15 protein-coding genes are annotated in these 15,840 nt (G+C 62.7%); 8 read left to right on the plus strand and 7 right to left on the minus strand.

The features are described 5' to 3' along the window. Window positions 1-122: 122 nt before the first annotated feature. The 4 genes from ACIQH5_RS15920 to ACIQH5_RS15935 are packed head-to-tail and all read left to right on the plus strand — an operon-like array spanning window position 123 to window position 3,469. Entirely contained in the window at window positions 123-833 is a 711-nt protein-coding gene (locus tag ACIQH5_RS15920) for a TetR/AcrR family transcriptional regulator (RefSeq protein ID WP_400405091.1), read from the plus strand. Next, window positions 830-2,287, plus strand: a complete 1,458-nt coding sequence (locus ACIQH5_RS15925) for an MFS transporter (protein ID WP_400405093.1) — start codon at window positions 830-832, stop codon at window positions 2,285-2,287. Before ACIQH5_RS15920 ends, ACIQH5_RS15925 begins: the two co-directional genes overlap by 4 nt. Before the next feature lie 10 nt (window positions 2,288-2,297). Then, window positions 2,298-3,194 (plus strand): SMP-30/gluconolactonase/LRE family protein, encoded by an 897-nt coding sequence (locus ACIQH5_RS15930; RefSeq protein WP_400405095.1) that lies wholly within the window; start codon window positions 2,298-2,300, stop codon window positions 3,192-3,194. Between the two features lie 41 nt (window positions 3,195-3,235). Continuing rightward, on the plus strand, window positions 3,236-3,469 hold the full coding sequence (locus ACIQH5_RS15935; protein ID WP_400405096.1) for a DUF6480 family protein: 234 nt from the start codon (window positions 3,236-3,238) through the stop codon (window positions 3,467-3,469). Window positions 3,470-3,478: 9 nt separating this feature from the next. Here the strand turns inward: ACIQH5_RS15935 and ACIQH5_RS15940 are convergent, their stop codons facing one another. Then, window positions 3,479-5,227 carry an L-aspartate oxidase gene (locus ACIQH5_RS15940; RefSeq protein WP_400405097.1) on the minus strand — a complete coding sequence of 583 codons (1,749 nt, stop codon included), beginning with the start codon at window positions 5,225-5,227 and terminating at the stop codon, window positions 3,479-3,481. 71 nt (window positions 5,228-5,298) lie between these two features. On the opposite strand from ACIQH5_RS15940, the gene ACIQH5_RS15945 reads away from it, so the two are divergent. Continuing rightward, window positions 5,299-6,240, plus strand: coding sequence for a LysR family transcriptional regulator (locus tag ACIQH5_RS15945; protein WP_400405099.1), 942 nt, complete (start codon window positions 5,299-5,301; stop codon window positions 6,238-6,240). A 6-nt stretch (window positions 6,241-6,246) separates the two neighbouring features. Here the strand turns inward: ACIQH5_RS15945 and ACIQH5_RS15950 are convergent, their stop codons facing one another. After that, entirely contained in the window at window positions 6,247-7,233 is a 987-nt protein-coding gene (locus ACIQH5_RS15950; protein WP_400405100.1) for a malate dehydrogenase, read from the minus strand. Between the two features lie 228 nt (window positions 7,234-7,461). On the opposite strand from ACIQH5_RS15950, the gene ACIQH5_RS15955 reads away from it, so the two are divergent. Next, window positions 7,462-8,739 carry a flavin-containing monooxygenase gene (locus tag ACIQH5_RS15955; protein ID WP_400405101.1) on the plus strand — a complete coding sequence of 426 codons (1,278 nt, stop codon included), beginning with the start codon at window positions 7,462-7,464 and terminating at the stop codon, window positions 8,737-8,739. Between the two features lie 145 nt (window positions 8,740-8,884). Here ACIQH5_RS15955 and ACIQH5_RS15960 read toward each other — a convergent pair whose 3' ends face one another. From ACIQH5_RS15960 to ACIQH5_RS15975, 4 genes are read right to left on the minus strand one after another with little or no spacing between them, the layout of a single operon-like run. Beyond that, window positions 8,885-10,303, minus strand: coding sequence for an aspartate ammonia-lyase (locus tag ACIQH5_RS15960; RefSeq protein ID WP_400405102.1), 1,419 nt, complete (start codon window positions 10,301-10,303; stop codon window positions 8,885-8,887). A 41-nt stretch (window positions 10,304-10,344) separates the two neighbouring features. Next, window positions 10,345-11,502, minus strand: a complete 1,158-nt coding sequence (locus ACIQH5_RS15965) for a M20 family metallopeptidase (RefSeq protein ID WP_400405105.1) — start codon at window positions 11,500-11,502, stop codon at window positions 10,345-10,347. Beyond that, the gene (locus tag ACIQH5_RS15970) at window positions 11,492-12,163 is read right to left on the minus strand and encodes a DUF1028 domain-containing protein (protein ID WP_400405106.1); all 672 of its coding nucleotides are present in this window, start codon (window positions 12,161-12,163) and stop codon (window positions 11,492-11,494) included. The genes ACIQH5_RS15965 and ACIQH5_RS15970 overlap by 11 nt, the downstream gene beginning before the upstream one ends. Beyond that, complete coding sequence (locus tag ACIQH5_RS15975; protein ID WP_105694094.1) at window positions 12,160-12,582, minus strand: RidA family protein; 423 nt, start codon at window positions 12,580-12,582, stop codon at window positions 12,160-12,162. Before ACIQH5_RS15975 ends, ACIQH5_RS15970 begins: the two co-directional genes overlap by 4 nt. Before the next feature lie 134 nt (window positions 12,583-12,716). On the opposite strand from ACIQH5_RS15975, the gene ACIQH5_RS15980 reads away from it, so the two are divergent. Together ACIQH5_RS15980 and ACIQH5_RS15985 are read left to right on the plus strand one after the other, a co-directional pair. After that, window positions 12,717-13,631: a LysR substrate-binding domain-containing protein gene (locus tag ACIQH5_RS15980; RefSeq protein WP_400405107.1), complete on the plus strand. Its 915-nt coding sequence runs from the start codon at window positions 12,717-12,719 to the stop codon at window positions 13,629-13,631. Between the two features lie 145 nt (window positions 13,632-13,776). Then, window positions 13,777-15,141 (plus strand): MFS transporter, encoded by a 1,365-nt coding sequence (locus ACIQH5_RS15985; protein ID WP_400405109.1) that lies wholly within the window; start codon window positions 13,777-13,779, stop codon window positions 15,139-15,141. A 63-nt stretch (window positions 15,142-15,204) separates the two neighbouring features. On the opposite strand, the gene ACIQH5_RS15990 is transcribed toward ACIQH5_RS15985, so the two are convergent. Beyond that, on the minus strand, window positions 15,205-15,804 hold the full coding sequence (locus ACIQH5_RS15990; protein ID WP_400405110.1) for a TetR/AcrR family transcriptional regulator: 600 nt from the start codon (window positions 15,802-15,804) through the stop codon (window positions 15,205-15,207). Between the last annotated feature and the right edge of the window lie 36 nt (window positions 15,805-15,840).

Below are 15,840 nucleotides of genomic sequence, written 5' to 3' on the forward strand. Positions count from 1 at the left end.
CGTTCACTTATGACGGCGTGGGCCTAGGTGTACGGTGTACACCTTTATGGTCCAAACACTAGGTGTACGCTGTATACCTGTCAAGGCCTTAGGCCGTGGCTGAGTGTGAAGAAGGGAATCCCATGACCCAGTTAGTGGAGACGCCACGGCGGCTTCCTCTGAACCGTGACCGTGTGCTGCGTTCGGCCATTGCCCTGGCGGACAATGAGGGAATCGAAGCGCTCAGCATGCGCAGGCTGGCGCAGGAGCTTGGCGTTGTTCCCATGGCTCTCTACAAGCACGTCGCCAACAAGGAAGAACTCCTTGGCGGCATGGTGGACACCATGGTGGGCGAAATCGAAGCTCCCGTTGCGCGTGCTCCGTGGAAGTCTGCAGTCCGGCAGCGGGTTCTTTCGGCCAGGCAAGTACTCCTGCGGCACGCCTGGGCTCGCCCCGTGATCGAGTCCCGCACTACCGTGACGCCTGCCGTACTTGGGTACATGGACAGCTTTGCGGGGATGTTCCTGGCCGGAGGTTTCTCTGCGGACCTCACGCACCACGTGATGCATGCCATGGGCAGCCGAATGTGGGGATTCACCCAGGAAGTCTTTGATGACCCGGCGGAACCGGGCCCGGACCAAGCGGAAATGCAGGCCGCCATGGCCCGGCAGATGGCGGAGATCTACCCTAGTCTCTTCAGGATCGCCGTAACGGCGGCACATGACGATGAGTCCGTGGTGGGCAGCGGCTGCGACGACCAATTCGAGTTCGAGTTTGCCCTGGACCTGCTCCTGGACGGATTCGAACGGCTCCACCGGCAGAAGTGGACATCAGACGGGGGTAATCACCGATGAGCACAGCGATTGACGACGGAGTCGGGTTCCGTTCCCGCCGTGGACCCATTCTGATTGCGCTGATGTTGGCCACTGGACTGGTGGCGATTGATGCCACCATTGTTGCCACGGCCGTGCCGTCCATTGTGGAGGACATCGGCGGTTTCGCCTCGTTCCCGTGGCTGTTTTCGGCCTACCTGTTGGCGCAGGCAGTGTCCGTACCTGTTTACGCGAAGCTCTCGGACGTCGTGGGCCGTAAGCCGATGATCCTGGGTGGAATTGGGCTCTTCCTGCTCGGCTCGATTTTGTGTGGGCTGGCCTGGAGCATGCCGGCTCTCATTGCTTTTCGTGTGCTCCAGGGGCTCGGGGCCGGGGCGGTCCAGCCCGTGGCGATCACGATCGCCGGCGATATTTACACCTTGGCGGAGCGGGCAAAAGTCCAGGGATATTTGGCAAGTGTGTGGGCTGTTTCCTCGGTTGTAGGGCCCACTCTGGGAGGTGTCTTCGCCTCGCTGGGAATCTGGCGGTGGATCTTCCTGATCAACATCCCGCTGTGCCTGCTGGCGGGATGGATGCTCCTCCGCACTTTCCACGAGAACGTGGAGCGGACCAAGCACCGCATCGATTACTTGGGAGCAGGGCTGCTGACCATTTCGTTGAGCCTGCTGATCCTCGGCGCCCTTCAGGGCGGCCAAGCATGGGCTTGGGACTCGACCATCAGCATCTCCGTTTTTGCTGGCGGAGCCGTGTTGTTCGTTGCTTTTCTCTTGGTGGAAAGGAAGGCTGCGGAGCCGATCCTGCCACCGTGGGTGGTCTCCCGCAGGCTGCTGGCTACCACGGCGATGATCTCTTTCGGCGTTGGTGCAGTCATGCTCGGGCTGACAACGTACGTCCCTACCTTCTTGGAGGGGTCGCTGAAGACCTCACCCCTTCTGGCTGGCCTGGCCTTGGCAGCGTTGACCATCGGCTGGCCCATCAGTGCGTCGCAAGCCGGCCGGCTCTATCTTCGCATCGGATTTCGGAACACGGCCAGCATCGGCATCGCGATCACGGTGATCGGCGCGGCCGTCCTCGCCCTCACCGCGTCCACGCCCAATATCCTGCTGGTGGCCATGGCTTGCTTCATTGTTGGACTCGGACTCGGGCTCGTGGCAACGCCGAGCCTTATCGCCGCGCAAACCAGCGTGGAATGGAATGAGCGCGGCGTGGTCACCGGTACCAACCTCTTTGCGCGTTCAATCGGCAGCTCCATTGGCGTGGCTGTTTTCGGTGCCATCGCCAACGCCATCTATGCCAGCAGCCCTAGTGGTGGTCCCGATCCTGAAACTACTACGCACGCGTCCTCGGCCGTTTTCCTGGCGGTGCTCGTCAGCGCCGTCCTCACTGTGGTGGCGGTTCTGGTGATGCCCGCCGACGGCAAACTCCGCACCAAAGAACGGGCCCAGAAGCCCAGCTCGGAACCAGCGAACGATTAGTCTCGATCACATGGAAGAACTGATCACCGGCCCCCTGGAAAAGTTGTTTGAAGGAACCGTCTGGGCGGAGGGCCCTCTCTGGATTCCTCAGTCACAGACAGTTCGCTGGAGCGACATCCCCAACAACCGGATTCTCGAGTTCTCTCCAGCCACCGGCGCGACGCGTGAGTACGCCACCGGCGTCGAGTACACCAACGGGCGCACGCTGCATCCGGACGGCAGCGTGGTGCAGTGCAGCCACGGCCGCAGGCGTGTTGAGCGGGACCACGACGGCGTGGCGACGCCGATCGTAGAAGCGTTCGGTGAGCATCGGCTCAACTCGCCCAACGATGTTGTGGTGGCTGGGGACGGCACGGTCTGGTTTACCGATCCTCCCTACGGGATCCTGCCCGGGACAGTGGAAGGACACGAGGGTGAGCAGGAATACGGCGGTTGCTACGTGTTCCGTTTCGACCCCGAATCCCAGGACCTGGCTCCGGTGGTCACGGATCTGGTGCATCCCAACGGGCTCGCGTTCTCCCCGGATGAATCGCTCCTCTACGTTGCTGACACGGCGGGCCCGGACCACGGTGTGCCGTTCCGGATCGCTGTTTACCCGGTGGAGGGTGGCTCGTGCGGACAAGGCAGAACGTTTGTTGAGCTCGAAGACGACGCAGCCTCGGACGGCTTTCGCGTGGATGTCGAGGGCCGGGTGTGGACTTCCGCAGGCTCGTCAGTGCGCGTCTACGCCGCCGACGGTGCGTTGCTGGCCGCCGTCGAGGTTCCTGAACGGGTCTCTAATCTCTGCTTCGGCGGGGCTGATGGCCGGGATCTCTACATCACTGCCACCACGTCCCTCTACCGGCTGCCGACGTCGACGCGGGATGCGGCCCAAAGGGACCTAGGCCCGGGCACCTCGGCCCTATAACCTTGAACTCAGCACCACGCACTGCGATCGAGGGAGTGAACGTGACCGGAAGCAACCCCGACCCGTACGAGGATAAGATCACCGGCTTGGAGCCGGGTGGGGGAGTGCCCCCTGGTGAGACACCCCCCGGCGAAGCATCAACAGCCGGTCCCCAAGGCCACGACGAGGGCGGCCCCAGGAAGGGCACCCAGGTTTTCTGGTTGGCTGCCATCGGTGCCGGCGTGCTGCTCACGTTGCTGTTCTTCATCGGCTACATCGTGGGATTCTTCGACTAGATCTCCCTATTACTCGACGAGCTTGCCTGCGACCGAGTCGTCCGTGGTGGCCTCGGCGAGGGCCCGGAAGGAGTCCGGAGCCGGAGGCAGACTTTCGAAGGTGACGCCCTCATCTGTTGACCAGACGAAGTTCCCCTGTAGTGACGGATCTGCCGTGGGGAAGTCAGCCCGGTTATGCGCTCCGCGGGTTTCGCGGCGTTCAAGGGCGCACTCGAGGGTGGCTCGTGCTGCAAGGAGTGAGCCGAGGAGGTCGTAAGCGTGGGCCAGATCATCGAACCCTGCAATGTCCGGGTGGGCTGTCACGAGCTGGGCACGTTCCTCCAGCGCGGTCAGCTTCTCCAGTCCTTGTTCCAATCCCTGTTCCGTGCGCACTACCCCGGCATGCTCGGTCATGAGGTTGCGCAGTTCGCGCTGGAGTCGCCGTGCGGACTCCGTTCCGCGGTCACTGAGCAGTGATTGCATTTCCCCGCGGGCTATTCCCACTACGGCGGGATCCCTGACGATCCTGGTGTGCGAACGGACGTAGTCGGACACATGCTCGCCGGTAATACGACCGTAAACGAGCAGCTCAATCAGGGAGTTGCCGCCGAGGCGGTTGGCGCCGTGCAGCCCGGAGGATGCCTCGCCGATTGCGTAGAGGCCGTTCACTCCCGTTCCGTGGTCCTCTGGTGCCACCCAGACGCCACCCATGGAGTAGTGGGCGGTGGGCGCAATTTCGATCTTGTGGGTGGTGATGTCCAGCATCTGCAGATCGATCAGGGTGCGGTAGACCCGTGGCAGCTTTTCCATGATGGTTTCCCGCGGCAGGTGGGAGACGTCCAGGTAGACGCCGCCTTTCTCGGTCCCGCGGCCCTCGGCCACCTCGGTGAATGCGGCCAACGCAACCCGGTCCCGGGTGGAAAGTTCCATGCGCTCGGGGTCATAGCGTTCCATGAAGCGCTCTCCCAGGGCGTTGGTGAGGATGCCCCCTTCGCCTCGCGCTGCCTCGGAGACCAAGGTGCCGGCGGCGTCGTCGGGCTCCAACAGCCCTGACGGATGGAACTGAACCAGTTCGGCGTCGCGGATCCGGGCTCCGGCCAGGGCGGCCAGTCGGAAGGAGTCGCCGGTGTTCTCATCGCGCCGGGAAGAGGTGTGCCGCCAGATGCGGGTATGACCGCCAGCGGCCAGGATCACCGCATCGGCGTGGATCTGTACGGGGGTGCCGTCTACGATGTCGAACCCGTAAGCGCCGAAAATGGTGCCGTCGGCCACGAGCAACCGCGTGATGTAGACGGTGTCGATGATGGGCACGTTCAACTCGGCTGCACGGCGCATGAGTGTCCGCTGGATCTCCAGGCCGGTGTAGTCCCCGGCGTAGGCTGTGCGGCGATACTTGTGGGCGCCGAAGAAGCGTTGCGAGATGCGTCCGTCCTCCTCCCGGGCGAACGGCATTCCCCACCGTTCGAGGTCCTCAATGCCTTGCGCCGCGTTGCGGGCTACCGTCTCCACAATGGACGGGTCGGCCAGGAAGTACGACTCCCTCAGGGTGTCGGCGGCGTGCTGCTGCCAGCTGTCCTCGGGATCCATGGTGCCCAAAGCGGCGTTGATGCCGCCGGCGGCCAGGCTCGTGTGGGCGTCGTGCTTGCGTCGCTTACCCACTGCCAGGACCTGCACCCCTTGCTGGGCGAGTTCAATGGAGGCGCGCAGGCCGGCACCGCCGGTACCGATGACCAGCACGGTGGTGGACATGAGGCGTTCTTGAGTGGTGTTGAGGTTCATGTTTCCAACGCTAGAAGGCGCTGCATGATGTTTCCAATGAATTGTTCGACTGAACTCGATGCATGTAAGCTATGACCATGAAACTAGAGCAGTTGCGCTCCTTCGAGGCGATCGCCCGAGTGGGTCATTTCACACGCGCGGCCGAGCAGCTGTACCTCGCGCAACCGTCGTTAAGCAGGCAGATCGCGGCGCTGGAGGCCGATCTTGGAGTGGCACTGTTCCACCGGGGACCGTCCGGGGCCACTCTGACGAATGCGGGGGAACTCCTCCTGCCCATCGCCCGGCGCATGCTCGGCGACGCGCAGACTGCACGCGAGCAGATGAACGAGCTCGCAGGCTTGCGCCGGGGCCGCATTCGCCTGGGCGCCCCACCTACTTTGTGCGTCTCACTGGTGGCCGATGTACTGGCCTCTTTCCGAAGCGCGCATCCAGGAATTGAACTGCACATCACTGAAGGCGGTTCCCGTTTCCTGGTGGGTGCCCTCAATGAAAGCGCGCTGGACCTGGCCCTGGTGGTCACCCGCGGAACGGACCCCGCAGTGCAGGGCACTGAACTGATTCCGTTGCTGACCGAGGAGCTGGTGGTTGTCTCCGCCGCCGGCTCGTCCTTGCCTCAAGAGCTCACCCTGGAAGAGTTGGCGCGCATTCCGCAGGTTGCCTTCAACCGAAGCTATGATCTGCGGATGGCCACTGAGGCTGCCTTCTCCGCCAAGGACTTGGAACCGGTGATCGCCGTCGAAGGGGCGGAGATGGATGCCGTGCTGCGGTTCGTGGAAAGGGGACTAGGCGTTGCAGTGGTGCCGGCCATGGTGGTCCTCGGCCGGCCCGGACTGCGCAGTGCCCGCCTGGTCAATCCCGCAGTGACAAGGACCGTCAATCTGGCCCGACGTAACGACATTGGACCGTCAGCAGCCACGGCCGCAATGCAGGAGTTCATCTTCAGCACAGTGGATCGGCTGGCGGCACCAGGCACCGAGCTTGCCCGCCTGGTCACGCCAGCACTGCGTCATTGATGGACTTCAGATCAAGCCGAGTTCAGCCACGGCAGCTCGCTCGTCCAAAAGCTCAGCGGCCGTCGCGTCCATCATCCTGCGGCTGAAGTCGTTCACTTCCAGTCCTTGAACGATTTCCCAGTCTCCGCCCGAGGTGGTCACCGGGTATGAGTAGATGAGACCTTCGGGAACCCCATATGATCCGTCGGAGGCAACGGCCATCGACACCCAATCGTCCTCCGGGGTGCCCAGAAGCCAGTCGCGGGCTGCATCAATGGTTGCCGACGCTGCCGATGCCGCGGAGGACGCACCCCGGGCATCGATGATCGCTGCACCTCGCCGGGCAACCGTGGGGATGAAGTCGTTCTCAATCCAGTCCTGATCGTTCACCACCTCGGCCGCGTTTCTGCCGGCGATCTCGGCGTTGTAAATGTCCGGATACTGTGTTGCGGAGTGATTTCCCCAGACAGTCATTTTGCGGATATCACCCACCTTGGCGTGGGTCTTCCGAGCAAGCTGTCCCATGGCGCGGTTGTGATCCAGCCGGGTCAGGGCGCTGAATCGCGCGGCGGGGATGTCCGGAGCGTTACTCAGCGCAATCAGGGCGTTGGTGTTGGCCGGATTGCCCGTCACACCGATGCGGACGTCATCGGCTGCCACCCGGTTCAGGGCCTGTCCTTGCGCCGTGAAAATAGCACCATTGGCACTGAGCAGGTCGCCGCGTTCCATGCCTTTGGTGCGGGGACGGGCGCCGACGAGTAAGGCGAGATTGACGCCGTCGAAAATATGGTCGGCGTCATCGCCGATTTCCACCGAGTCGAGCGTGGGAAAGGCGCAGTCATCCAGCTCCATCACCACACCTTCCAGTGCCTTCAATGCGGGGGTGATTTCCAGGAGCCGGAGTTGGACCGGAGTATCGGCGCCAAAGAGGGCTCCACTGGCGATCCGGAAGAGGAGGCTGTAGCCGATCTGGCCGGCCGCGCCAGTCACAGCGATCTTGATGGGCGTGTTCACGTCACGTTCTCCTTGCTGATCTGAGGTACCCGATGGGGTTTTGCAAGCTGTAAGTCATGGTGCCACAGAGCTGTGTGAGTCACAGGGTCATAATCACAATTTCCGATGTGCTTGTGCTGTTTTATTCGCTATGCAGATGCACTTTGTGCACGTGAGAATGAATTAACCGTCACAGAATAAGGCCGCAGCAGCCAGTGCGCTGTGACCATTCGCCACATAGGAGATCACATGTCAAGCCAAGAGGTTGAGGTCCTCATCGTAGGCGCAGGCCAGGCCGGAGTAGCGATGAGCGAGCACCTGAGCGAGCGGGGAATTCCCCACATCGTCCTGGAACGCCACCGAATCGCCGAGCGGTGGCGTTCCATGAGGTGGGATTCCCTGGTTGCCAACGGGCCTGCCTGGCACGACCGTTTCCCGGGCCTGGAATTCACCGGCATCGAGCCCGGGTCGTTCCCCTCCAAAGAGCAGGTAGCCGACTACTTCGTGGCGTATGCCGAGAAGATCGGCGCGCCCATCCGTTGCGGTGTGGAGGTAAGGTCCGTGCGCAGAAACGTCGGTGCGCCGGGCTTCCACGTGCAAACATCCGACGGCGACTACAACGCACGCTACGTCGTTGCCGCTACCGGTCCGTTCCAGCGGCCGGTGATCCCCGCCGTCGTGCCCGAAACTGCCAGCCTGCCGCAGATGCACTCAAGCTCGTACCGCAACCCGGGCCAACTGCCCCAAGGCGCGGTCCTGGTGGTGGGGGCAGGTTCCTCCGGCGTGCAAATCGCCGCGGAAATCCAGCGCTCGGGCCGGCAGGTATACCTCTCTGTTGGCCCTCACGACCGGCCCCCGCGGAACTACCGTGGCCGGGACTTCTGCTGGTGGCTGGGAGTGCTTGGCAAGTGGGACGCCTCCACTCCGGCATTGGGCGCCGAACACGTGACCATCGCGGTGAGCGGGGCAGGCGGCGGCCACACCGTTGATTTCCGCGCACTTGCCGAGGACGGGATCAAACTGGTGGGACGGACCATGGAGTTCCAGGACGGCGTCATGCGGTTCGCGGACGATCTCCGGAGCAACATCGCGAACGGCGATGCCCACTACTTGGAGTTGCTCGACGAGGCAGACGCGTACGTTGAACGCAATGGCCTGGACTTGCCTGAGGAACCCGAAGCCCGCTTCCTCAGGCCGGACCCGGAGAGCCTCACCAACCCCATCCGTGAACTCGACCTCGCCGAGGCTGGTATCACGTCCATCGTGTGGGCAACAGGCTTCGCAGTGGACTACAACTGGCTGCAGGTGGATGCCTTCGATTCCAAGGGAAAGCCGCTGCAGCAACGCGGCGTTTCCACCGAGCCCGGCGTGTACTTCCTGGGACTGCCCTGGCAGTCACGCCGTGGATCCAGCTTCATCTGGGGCGTCTGGCACGACGCAAAGTACGTTGCGGACCAGATCACCATCCAGCGGAGCTACCTGATCCACAATGAGCAGGATGCGCTGGTGGCGAGCGGAGCCGTCTAACGCCGCAGCCGAAAGAAGGGGACCACGCCAGCAGGCGTGGTCCCCTTTTGCTGTGCACTGCTTCCGGCTTTGGTTACCGCACGAAATAAGGCCCGACGTCGGCACTTGAGTGAGTGCCGACGTCGGGCCTTGCGGTTTGGTGACTTCAGCCGAGCCCCGCCAGCGACGTGGCGGAAAGGGCCGCTTCCATCTTCTGCGGTTCGAGCAGTCCGCGCTCAATGACCAGTTCCGCGATGCCGCGATGGGAGGCGAGAGCTTCCTTGGCCAATTCGGCAGCGGCGGCGTATCCGATCAGGGGCGCCAACCCGGTGACCACGCTGATGGATTCGAGCATCCGTTGCTGCAGCATCTGCGTATTGGCCGTGATGCCGTCCACGCAGTGCGTCCGGAGTTGACGGCAGGCGACTTTGAGCCAAGCGATCGATTCGAGCAAGGCGTCGGCAATGACCGGTTCGAAGGCATTGAGCTGGAGCTGCCCTGCCTCCACGGCCATGGTCACGGTGGCATCCGCGCCGATCACCCGGAAGGCAACCTGGTTGACCATTTCCGGGATGACCGGGTTGACCTTCCCTGGCATGATGGAGGAGCCTGCCTGCACTGCTGGCAGGAGGATCTCGCCAAATCCCGTCTGAGGGCCGGAGGAGAGTAAGCGGAGATCGTTGCAGATCTTGGAAAGCTTCACTGCAGCCCTCTTCAATACTCCGGACACGAGCATGAAGACGCCTGTATCGCTGGTGGCCTCCACCAGGTTGGTCGCGGAGGTTAGCTGCAGGCCGGTGATGCCGCTGAGCTCGCTGATCACAGCTTCCCGGTACCCGGGAGAAGCGGTGATGCCGGTTCCGATGGCGGTGGCTCCAAGGTTGGATTCCCGCAAATGCGGAAGTAGTTCAAGGAGCCTCAGGCCGTCTTCACGGAGGGTGTCCGCGAACGCCCCGAACTCTTGTCCCATGGACATGGGCACGGCGTCCTGTAGTTGGGTGCGGCCCACTTTGATGATTCCGGCGAACTCCGTGGCCTTGGCATCAAAGGCCTGGATGAGACGGTCGTGTTCCTCGCAGAACGCAGTTATTTCCCGTTGCAGGGCGATCTTGATGGCGGTGGGGTAGACGTCATTGGTGGACTGGCTGCGGTTCACGTCATCAATGGGGTGCATTGCCGCATAGTCGCCTTTGCGGTGACCCATCAGTTCCAGCGCGCGGTTGGCAATGACCTCGTTGGCGTTCATGTTGGTGCTGGTTCCCGCGCCGCCTTGGATGGTATCCACCACGAACTGGTCATCAAGGCGACCATCCATGACCTCCAAGGAGGCTCTTTGGATGGCTGCCGACTTGTCCGGAGGCAGAAGGCCCAGGCTTTCGTTTGCTCGTGCCGCTGAGTACTTCACGGCACCCAAGCTCCAGATGAGGGAGCGCAGGGTGCCGATTGTTCGTCCGCTGACGGGGAAGTTGTCCACGGCTCTGTGCGTGCTGATACCCCAGTAAGAAGCCTCGGGAACGTCCGCGGCCCCGAGGCTGTCCTGCTCCCGCCGTACTTTCGGGCAGGGTGAAGTCAGGTTTTCTGTCATGGTCCTGTTCCTGGAAAAGCTCACGACGCCGGACTGGCTGGCTAGGTTGCCAGGTAGTCCAGCGCCGTGAGTGCCAAGGCGGCTGCGCCGTCGTGAATGGCAAGGTTGGCGGCGTCGCCGACGCAGTGCGCGGCGAACTCGGGTTGGTGGTTGGCCGCCGGGAAGCAGCCGAGACCTATGTAGGGGTGGATGGCCGGAACCACTTGGGACACATTGCCCATGTCTGTTGACGCCCTGTTCATGGTGGCTTGCTCCGGGGGTGCGTTGAAGTCGCGTCCCAGGGCCTGCGCATGGTGCACGTACAGCTCAAGAGCCCGCGAGTCCGTGCGGAACTCCGAGTACGGCTCCGATTCCGGAGTCACGGACAACTCGCAGCCGGATGCCAAAGCCCCGGCTTCGAAGCATCGCTGAACACGCTCCTCCAACTCGCCCAACAGCGCAAGTGATTCGGCGCGGACATACCAGCGGCCCTCGGTCTTCTCCGGAATAGCGTTGGGCGCTTCGCCCCCGCGCGTCTGGATCCCGTGGACCCGGGTACCGGGAGGCAGCTGTTGGCGGAGAAGGCCCAACGCCACCTGGGCAACAATGAAGGCGTCATTGGCGTTGACGCCCTGGTCCGGATACGCAGCGGCATGGGCCGATTTTCCCCTGTATTCCACGTGGTTATGGGCAACTGCGTAGGGGCGTGCTTCTGCCGAATCAACCGGACTCGGGTGCGCCATCATGGCCAGGTCCAGGCCTTGAAACGCACCTTTTTTGAGGAGCTCGATCTTTCCGCCGCCGCCTTCTTCGGCGGGGGTTCCGTACAGTTCCACGGTGAGGTCATGTTCTTCAGCAAATTGTGCCAAGACCACCGCGGCACCGCAGGAAATGGCCGTGATGATGTTGTGGCCGCACGCATGGCCGAGACCTGGAAGGGCGTCGTACTCGGCCATGAGCCCGATGCGGCGGGAACCCGTTCCGTAGACGGCGCGGATCGCGGTGGGAAAGCCCAAATACTCCCTTTCCACCTCGAAGCCGTGCGTAGACAGGTACTCGGCGGTCCAGCCAGCGGCGCGGTGTTCCTGCCAGCCAAGTTCCGGGTTGGCATGGAGTGTTTCGGAGAGCTGGATCAGGTGGGGCTTTTGTGCGTCAACGGATGCCAAGACCCGCTGGCGCTGCACGGCCGGGTTGGCAGCGGTCGTCGCTTCAGCGCTCATCGCCCGCCACCCCATAACCCACTGACGACGCGGGGTCCAAGCCGCGAATCACGTAGTCCTGCCGCTGCGGGAGCCACACGTCCAGGAGCTTCCCCAGTTCCTCGATCGGTTGATCGTGCCAGTCCACGCGCAGGTCAGTGTCCCTCCAGCCGTGCCCGGACACTACCGAAAGTCCGGCCGATCGCACGGGTCCGGCTTCGCCGCCGGCTGCAATGGCGGCTCGAAGCGCAGCCATGAGGCGGACTTCCAACTCCCCGGTGCTGGCTTCAAAGGCGTCACAGAGAACTTGGACAACACCCGGATGCGCAAGCATGTTGCCGGCGGCCACGCTGTTCGCGCCCCGGCCCTCGCCGAACACGCCAAGGGTATGCGTGCCGCTGAACACGGCGGATCCACCGTGTGCGTCCAGGACCACCAATTGCCGGTAGTCCACCGCACGGGACTCCTGCACGACGGCGTCAATCGCCTCTCGTGCGGAATAGCCCGCCTGCAGGCGGTCGAGCAACGCTGTTCCCAGCCGAGGATCGGTGATGTTTTGGGAGCTGACGGCGCCGACCCCGTCACGCAGGTGTGCGCAGCGGGCAGCGACCGCAGGAGATGAAGAAGAAACGGCGATGCCGAACCTGCCGCTGCCGTCGGTGGCTGCGATGCTGAATGTCACTGCTGGCCTTCCGTCGAGAGCACGGCAGTGGCGTCAATTTCCACGAGCCATTCCGGACGTGCCAACGCCTGAACCACAATGCCGGTGGAGACGGGGAATACGCCTTTGAGCCAGCGGCCCATGGTGCGGTAGACGGTCTCGCGGTACCGGGGATCAATCAGGTACACGGTGACCTTGACGATGTCTTCAAGGCTGCTGCCCGCTTCCTTGAGCAACATGTCAATGTTGGCCATCGCCTTTTCGGTCTGGGCTTCGACGTCGCCGATGCCTACAGACTCGCGCGTTTCAAGGTCCTGTCCGATCTGGCCGCGAAGGTAAACCACGCCGTTGGCCACCACGGCCTGGCACAGATCGTTGTCCAGGTTCTGTTCCGGATAGGTCTCTTTGGTATTGAACGTGCGGATGCGCTGGTGCTTCATGATCGCAGCTTGCCTTTCAGTCCTGTTAGACGGGTGCTCGTATCCTTCAGCTTCGTGCGCTGCAGTAAATCTGTCCAACAGTTCTTTTAGAACGATTGCATCGACTTTTCCGATCCAGAGTGTATTCTCGTCCCATGGATGTGACCCTTACGCAGTTGCGCTATTTCGTGGAAGCGGCGGCGCAGCTGTCCATGACCGGCGCTGCCGTTCGCCTCAATGTGGCCCAGTCAGCTGTCTCCGCGGCGATCGCCCAGTTGGAGCGGCACGTTGGAACTCAGTTCTTTATCAGGCAGCGCTCCAAGGGGCTGGTGCTCACGCCGGCCGGCGAGCTGTTCGTCAGGGACGCCCAAGCCATCCTTGCGCAGGTTGAGGAAAGCATTGACCACGCGCGCGGAGAACACCAAAGCGTCTCCGGGCGTATTCGTATTGCCTGCTTCAGCACCCTTGCCCCGTTCCTGCTTCCCGGCGTGCTGACAAAACTGCGGGAAGACCATCCCGCACTCGAGGCGGAAGTCATCGAAACCGACACGTCAGGCTGCATCAGCGCCTTGCTCAGCGGGCAGGCCGATGTGGCGTTGTGCTACGACCTGGACCTGCCCGAGGCCATAGCCAGTTCGGTAGCGGATACCGTGAGGCCCTATGTGGCACTTCCTCCGGACCACAAATTGGCCGGTTCAAAAACCGTCCACCTGTCCGCGTTGGGCGGTGAACCATTTGTGCTGCTGGACTTGCCTCACACCCGCGACCTCATGCTGTCCATCGCCAGGCTGGGCGGCCAGGAACCGGACGTCAGGTTCCGTTCGGCCAGCTATGAAACGGTGCGTACTTTTGTGGCCCGGGGCCTCGGTTATTCCATCCTTCATCAGAGGCCTCAGCACCAGTTGACCTACGACGGCGGCAAGCTGGCCGCCGTCGAAATCCGTGATGACGTGCCGGAATTGAAGACGGTCCTGGCGCACCTGAAGTCCCACCGCCCCACGGCGAGGGTGCGGGCGGTAGCGCAGGCGGTGCGGCATCAGATTGTTGCTGCACGCGCGGCTCGAAGCTAACGCACTCTGCCCTAATCATCTGCTCAGCAGATGCACTTGGTGTTAAAAATCTATTAGACAGATCACATTCCACCGCCTGAAGATGGGTAAAACCAGCAAACGGGCGTGATCCACGTCATGTGGATCCCTTCCTCCAGGAGGAACTGTGAACACCAATAACATCGACGGGCAGATCAGCCGAAAGGGTTTGCGCACCAGCGTCGCCGCCGGCTCCATCGGCGTCTTTGTCCACTGGTTCGAGTGGGCCATCTACGCCTACCTCGCTTCCACCATCGCCGTAGTCTTCTTCCCCCAACAGGACAGCACAGCAGCACTGCTGTCAGTCTTCGCCGTCTTCGCCATCAGCTTTGGCGTCCGTCCCCTGGGCGCGTTGGTCTTCGGAACGCTCGGCGACAGGATCGGCCGCAAGAAGACACTGTCAATCGTGATTCTCTCCATGAGTGGTGCCACGCTGGTGGTGGGCCTCCTGCCCACCTACGACGCAATCGGCCTGTGGGCCCCTATCCTCCTTGTGGCTGCCAGAGTGGTTCAAGGCCTCGCGGCCGGTGGTGAGTTCGGAAGCGCGGCCGCCTTCCTGGCCGAGTACTCACCCAGGAAACACCGTGGATTCGGCGTCAGCTGGCTTGAATTCGGAAGCCTCCTCGGTTTCCTGGCGGCCTCGCTGGTGGTCTTCGTGCTCTCCAGCGCCATGGACGCCCAAGCAATCGCTGACGGCGGCTGGCGCATCCCCTTCCTGATCGCGGTTCCCCTGGGGGTCATCGGCTTCTACATCCGGTCCAAGATTGAAGACACCCCGGAATTCCGTTCGCTGGAGGAGCTGGGCAACGTCCCGCAGAGCCCCGTCAAGGAAGTCTTCACCAAGCACCGGAAGCAGCTGCTGCAGATGAGTGGCCTGGAAATCATGATGCACGTGACCTTCTACGTGGTCCTCGTCTACCTCCTGACCTATCAGGAAAAAGTATTGGGTTTCGACGCCGGAACAGCCGCGCTGCTCTCCACGGCAGCGTCCGTGGCCGGCCTGATTCTCGTACCGTTTGTGGGTGCGTTGTCAGACAGAATCGGCAGGAAGCCGCTCCTGATCACTGCCGCCGTTTCACTAGTGGTGCTGGCCTATCCCTTGTTCCTCATCATGCAAACGGGTACAGCCTGGGCCGGAATCGTCAGCACCATCGGACTGGGAGTCATCCTGGCCCTCATCCTGGGTGTTCATGCGGCCGCGGCTGCCGAGCTCTTCCCCACCCGCACGCGGCAGACCGGGCTCTCCATCGCCTACAGCGTCACTGCGGCCATCTTCGCCGGAACCGTCCCGTACGTCCTGACCTGGCTGATTGCCCAGACCGGAAACGACATGATGCCCGCCTTCTACCTGATCCTGGTAGGCCTGATTGGATTGGCTGCCGTGCTGAGCATGAAGGAAAGCAAAGGCAAGGACCTTCTGAGCGAGGACGCGGAAGACCTGCAATCGCCGGGAACCCCAGCCCGGGCAACGCAGGGCGTGGCGCACACGTAGACACACACCATCAAACAGACAATTCACCCTCGCGTACGGGGGTGAATTGTCTGTTTGATGGGGTCATACAGTGACGGCAAGCCGCGCAAGTGCACGCTCCACCAAATGCCGTTGCCGGGACCCAGTGACCGCATCCGGATCCAGCATGGAGGTCACGTGAAGGCCCATCATGATGTTCAGCAGCTCATCGGCAACCGCATCCGGGTCCACCAAAGGTTCGCATTCGCCGTCGTGCTCTGCTTGGGCCAGGAAGCCCATCACCAGGCCACGCCAGTGCAGCAGGGCTTGCCGGCCGACGGTGCGCAGCGCGTTTTCCGTCTGCGCGCGCTGCCAGAAGGAAACCGCCACGCGGGCTTCCACCACGGTGAGGGGATCGGCCGGGATGATTTCCAGGCACAAACTGCGAAGGGCGGACAGACCACGACGGCCGGCCGTGCCAGCCGCAATGCGCTGGTTGGTGCGTTCGCAGATCAACTCATAGGACGCCAGCAGCAGGGCGTCCTTGTTGGGGAAGTAGTGTGCCAGCACGCCCGGTGCCGCGTAACCGCATTCCCTGGCGATGTCCCGCATGCTGGCGTTCTCGATGCCCTGCTCCGCAATCAGGCGCCACGTGGTCTCCATGATGGAACGCCGGCGTTCCTCGTGATCAACCAAGCGGGGCATGCTGCTCCTTCATATCGGGCGGGTGGCCATGGCGGG

This window comes from Paenarthrobacter sp. NPDC091711, assembly GCF_044756605.1.
GTDB lineage: Bacteria > Actinomycetota > Actinomycetes > Actinomycetales > Micrococcaceae > Arthrobacter.

Bases quoted from the DNA above. Each gene is read 5' to 3' on its own strand.
- ACIQH5_RS15990 (WP_400405110.1), bottom strand. From the start codon at position 15,804: ATGCCCCGCTTGGTTGATCACGAGGAACGCCGGCGTTCCATCATGGAG.
- ACIQH5_RS15930 (WP_400405095.1), top strand. From the start codon at position 2,298: ATGGAAGAACTGATCACCGGCCCCCTGGAAAAGTTGTTTGAAGGAACC.
- ACIQH5_RS15955 (WP_400405101.1), top strand. From the start codon at position 7,462: ATGTCAAGCCAAGAGGTTGAGGTCCTCATCGTAGGCGCAGGCCAGGCC.
- ACIQH5_RS15920 (WP_400405091.1), top strand. From the start codon at position 123: ATGACCCAGTTAGTGGAGACGCCACGGCGGCTTCCTCTGAACCGTGAC.
- ACIQH5_RS15980 (WP_400405107.1), top strand. From the start codon at position 12,717: ATGGATGTGACCCTTACGCAGTTGCGCTATTTCGTGGAAGCGGCGGCG.
- ACIQH5_RS15960 (WP_400405102.1), bottom strand. From the start codon at position 10,303: ATGACAGAAAACCTGACTTCACCCTGCCCGAAAGTACGGCGGGAGCAG.
- ACIQH5_RS15945 (WP_400405099.1), top strand. From the start codon at position 5,299: ATGACCATGAAACTAGAGCAGTTGCGCTCCTTCGAGGCGATCGCCCGA.
- ACIQH5_RS15925 (WP_400405093.1), top strand. From the start codon at position 830: ATGAGCACAGCGATTGACGACGGAGTCGGGTTCCGTTCCCGCCGTGGA.
- ACIQH5_RS15940 (WP_400405097.1), bottom strand. From the start codon at position 5,227: ATGAACCTCAACACCACTCAAGAACGCCTCATGTCCACCACCGTGCTG.
- ACIQH5_RS15965 (WP_400405105.1), bottom strand. From the start codon at position 11,502: ATGAGCGCTGAAGCGACGACCGCTGCCAACCCGGCCGTGCAGCGCCAG.
- ACIQH5_RS15975 (WP_105694094.1), bottom strand. From the start codon at position 12,582: ATGAAGCACCAGCGCATCCGCACGTTCAATACCAAAGAGACCTATCCG.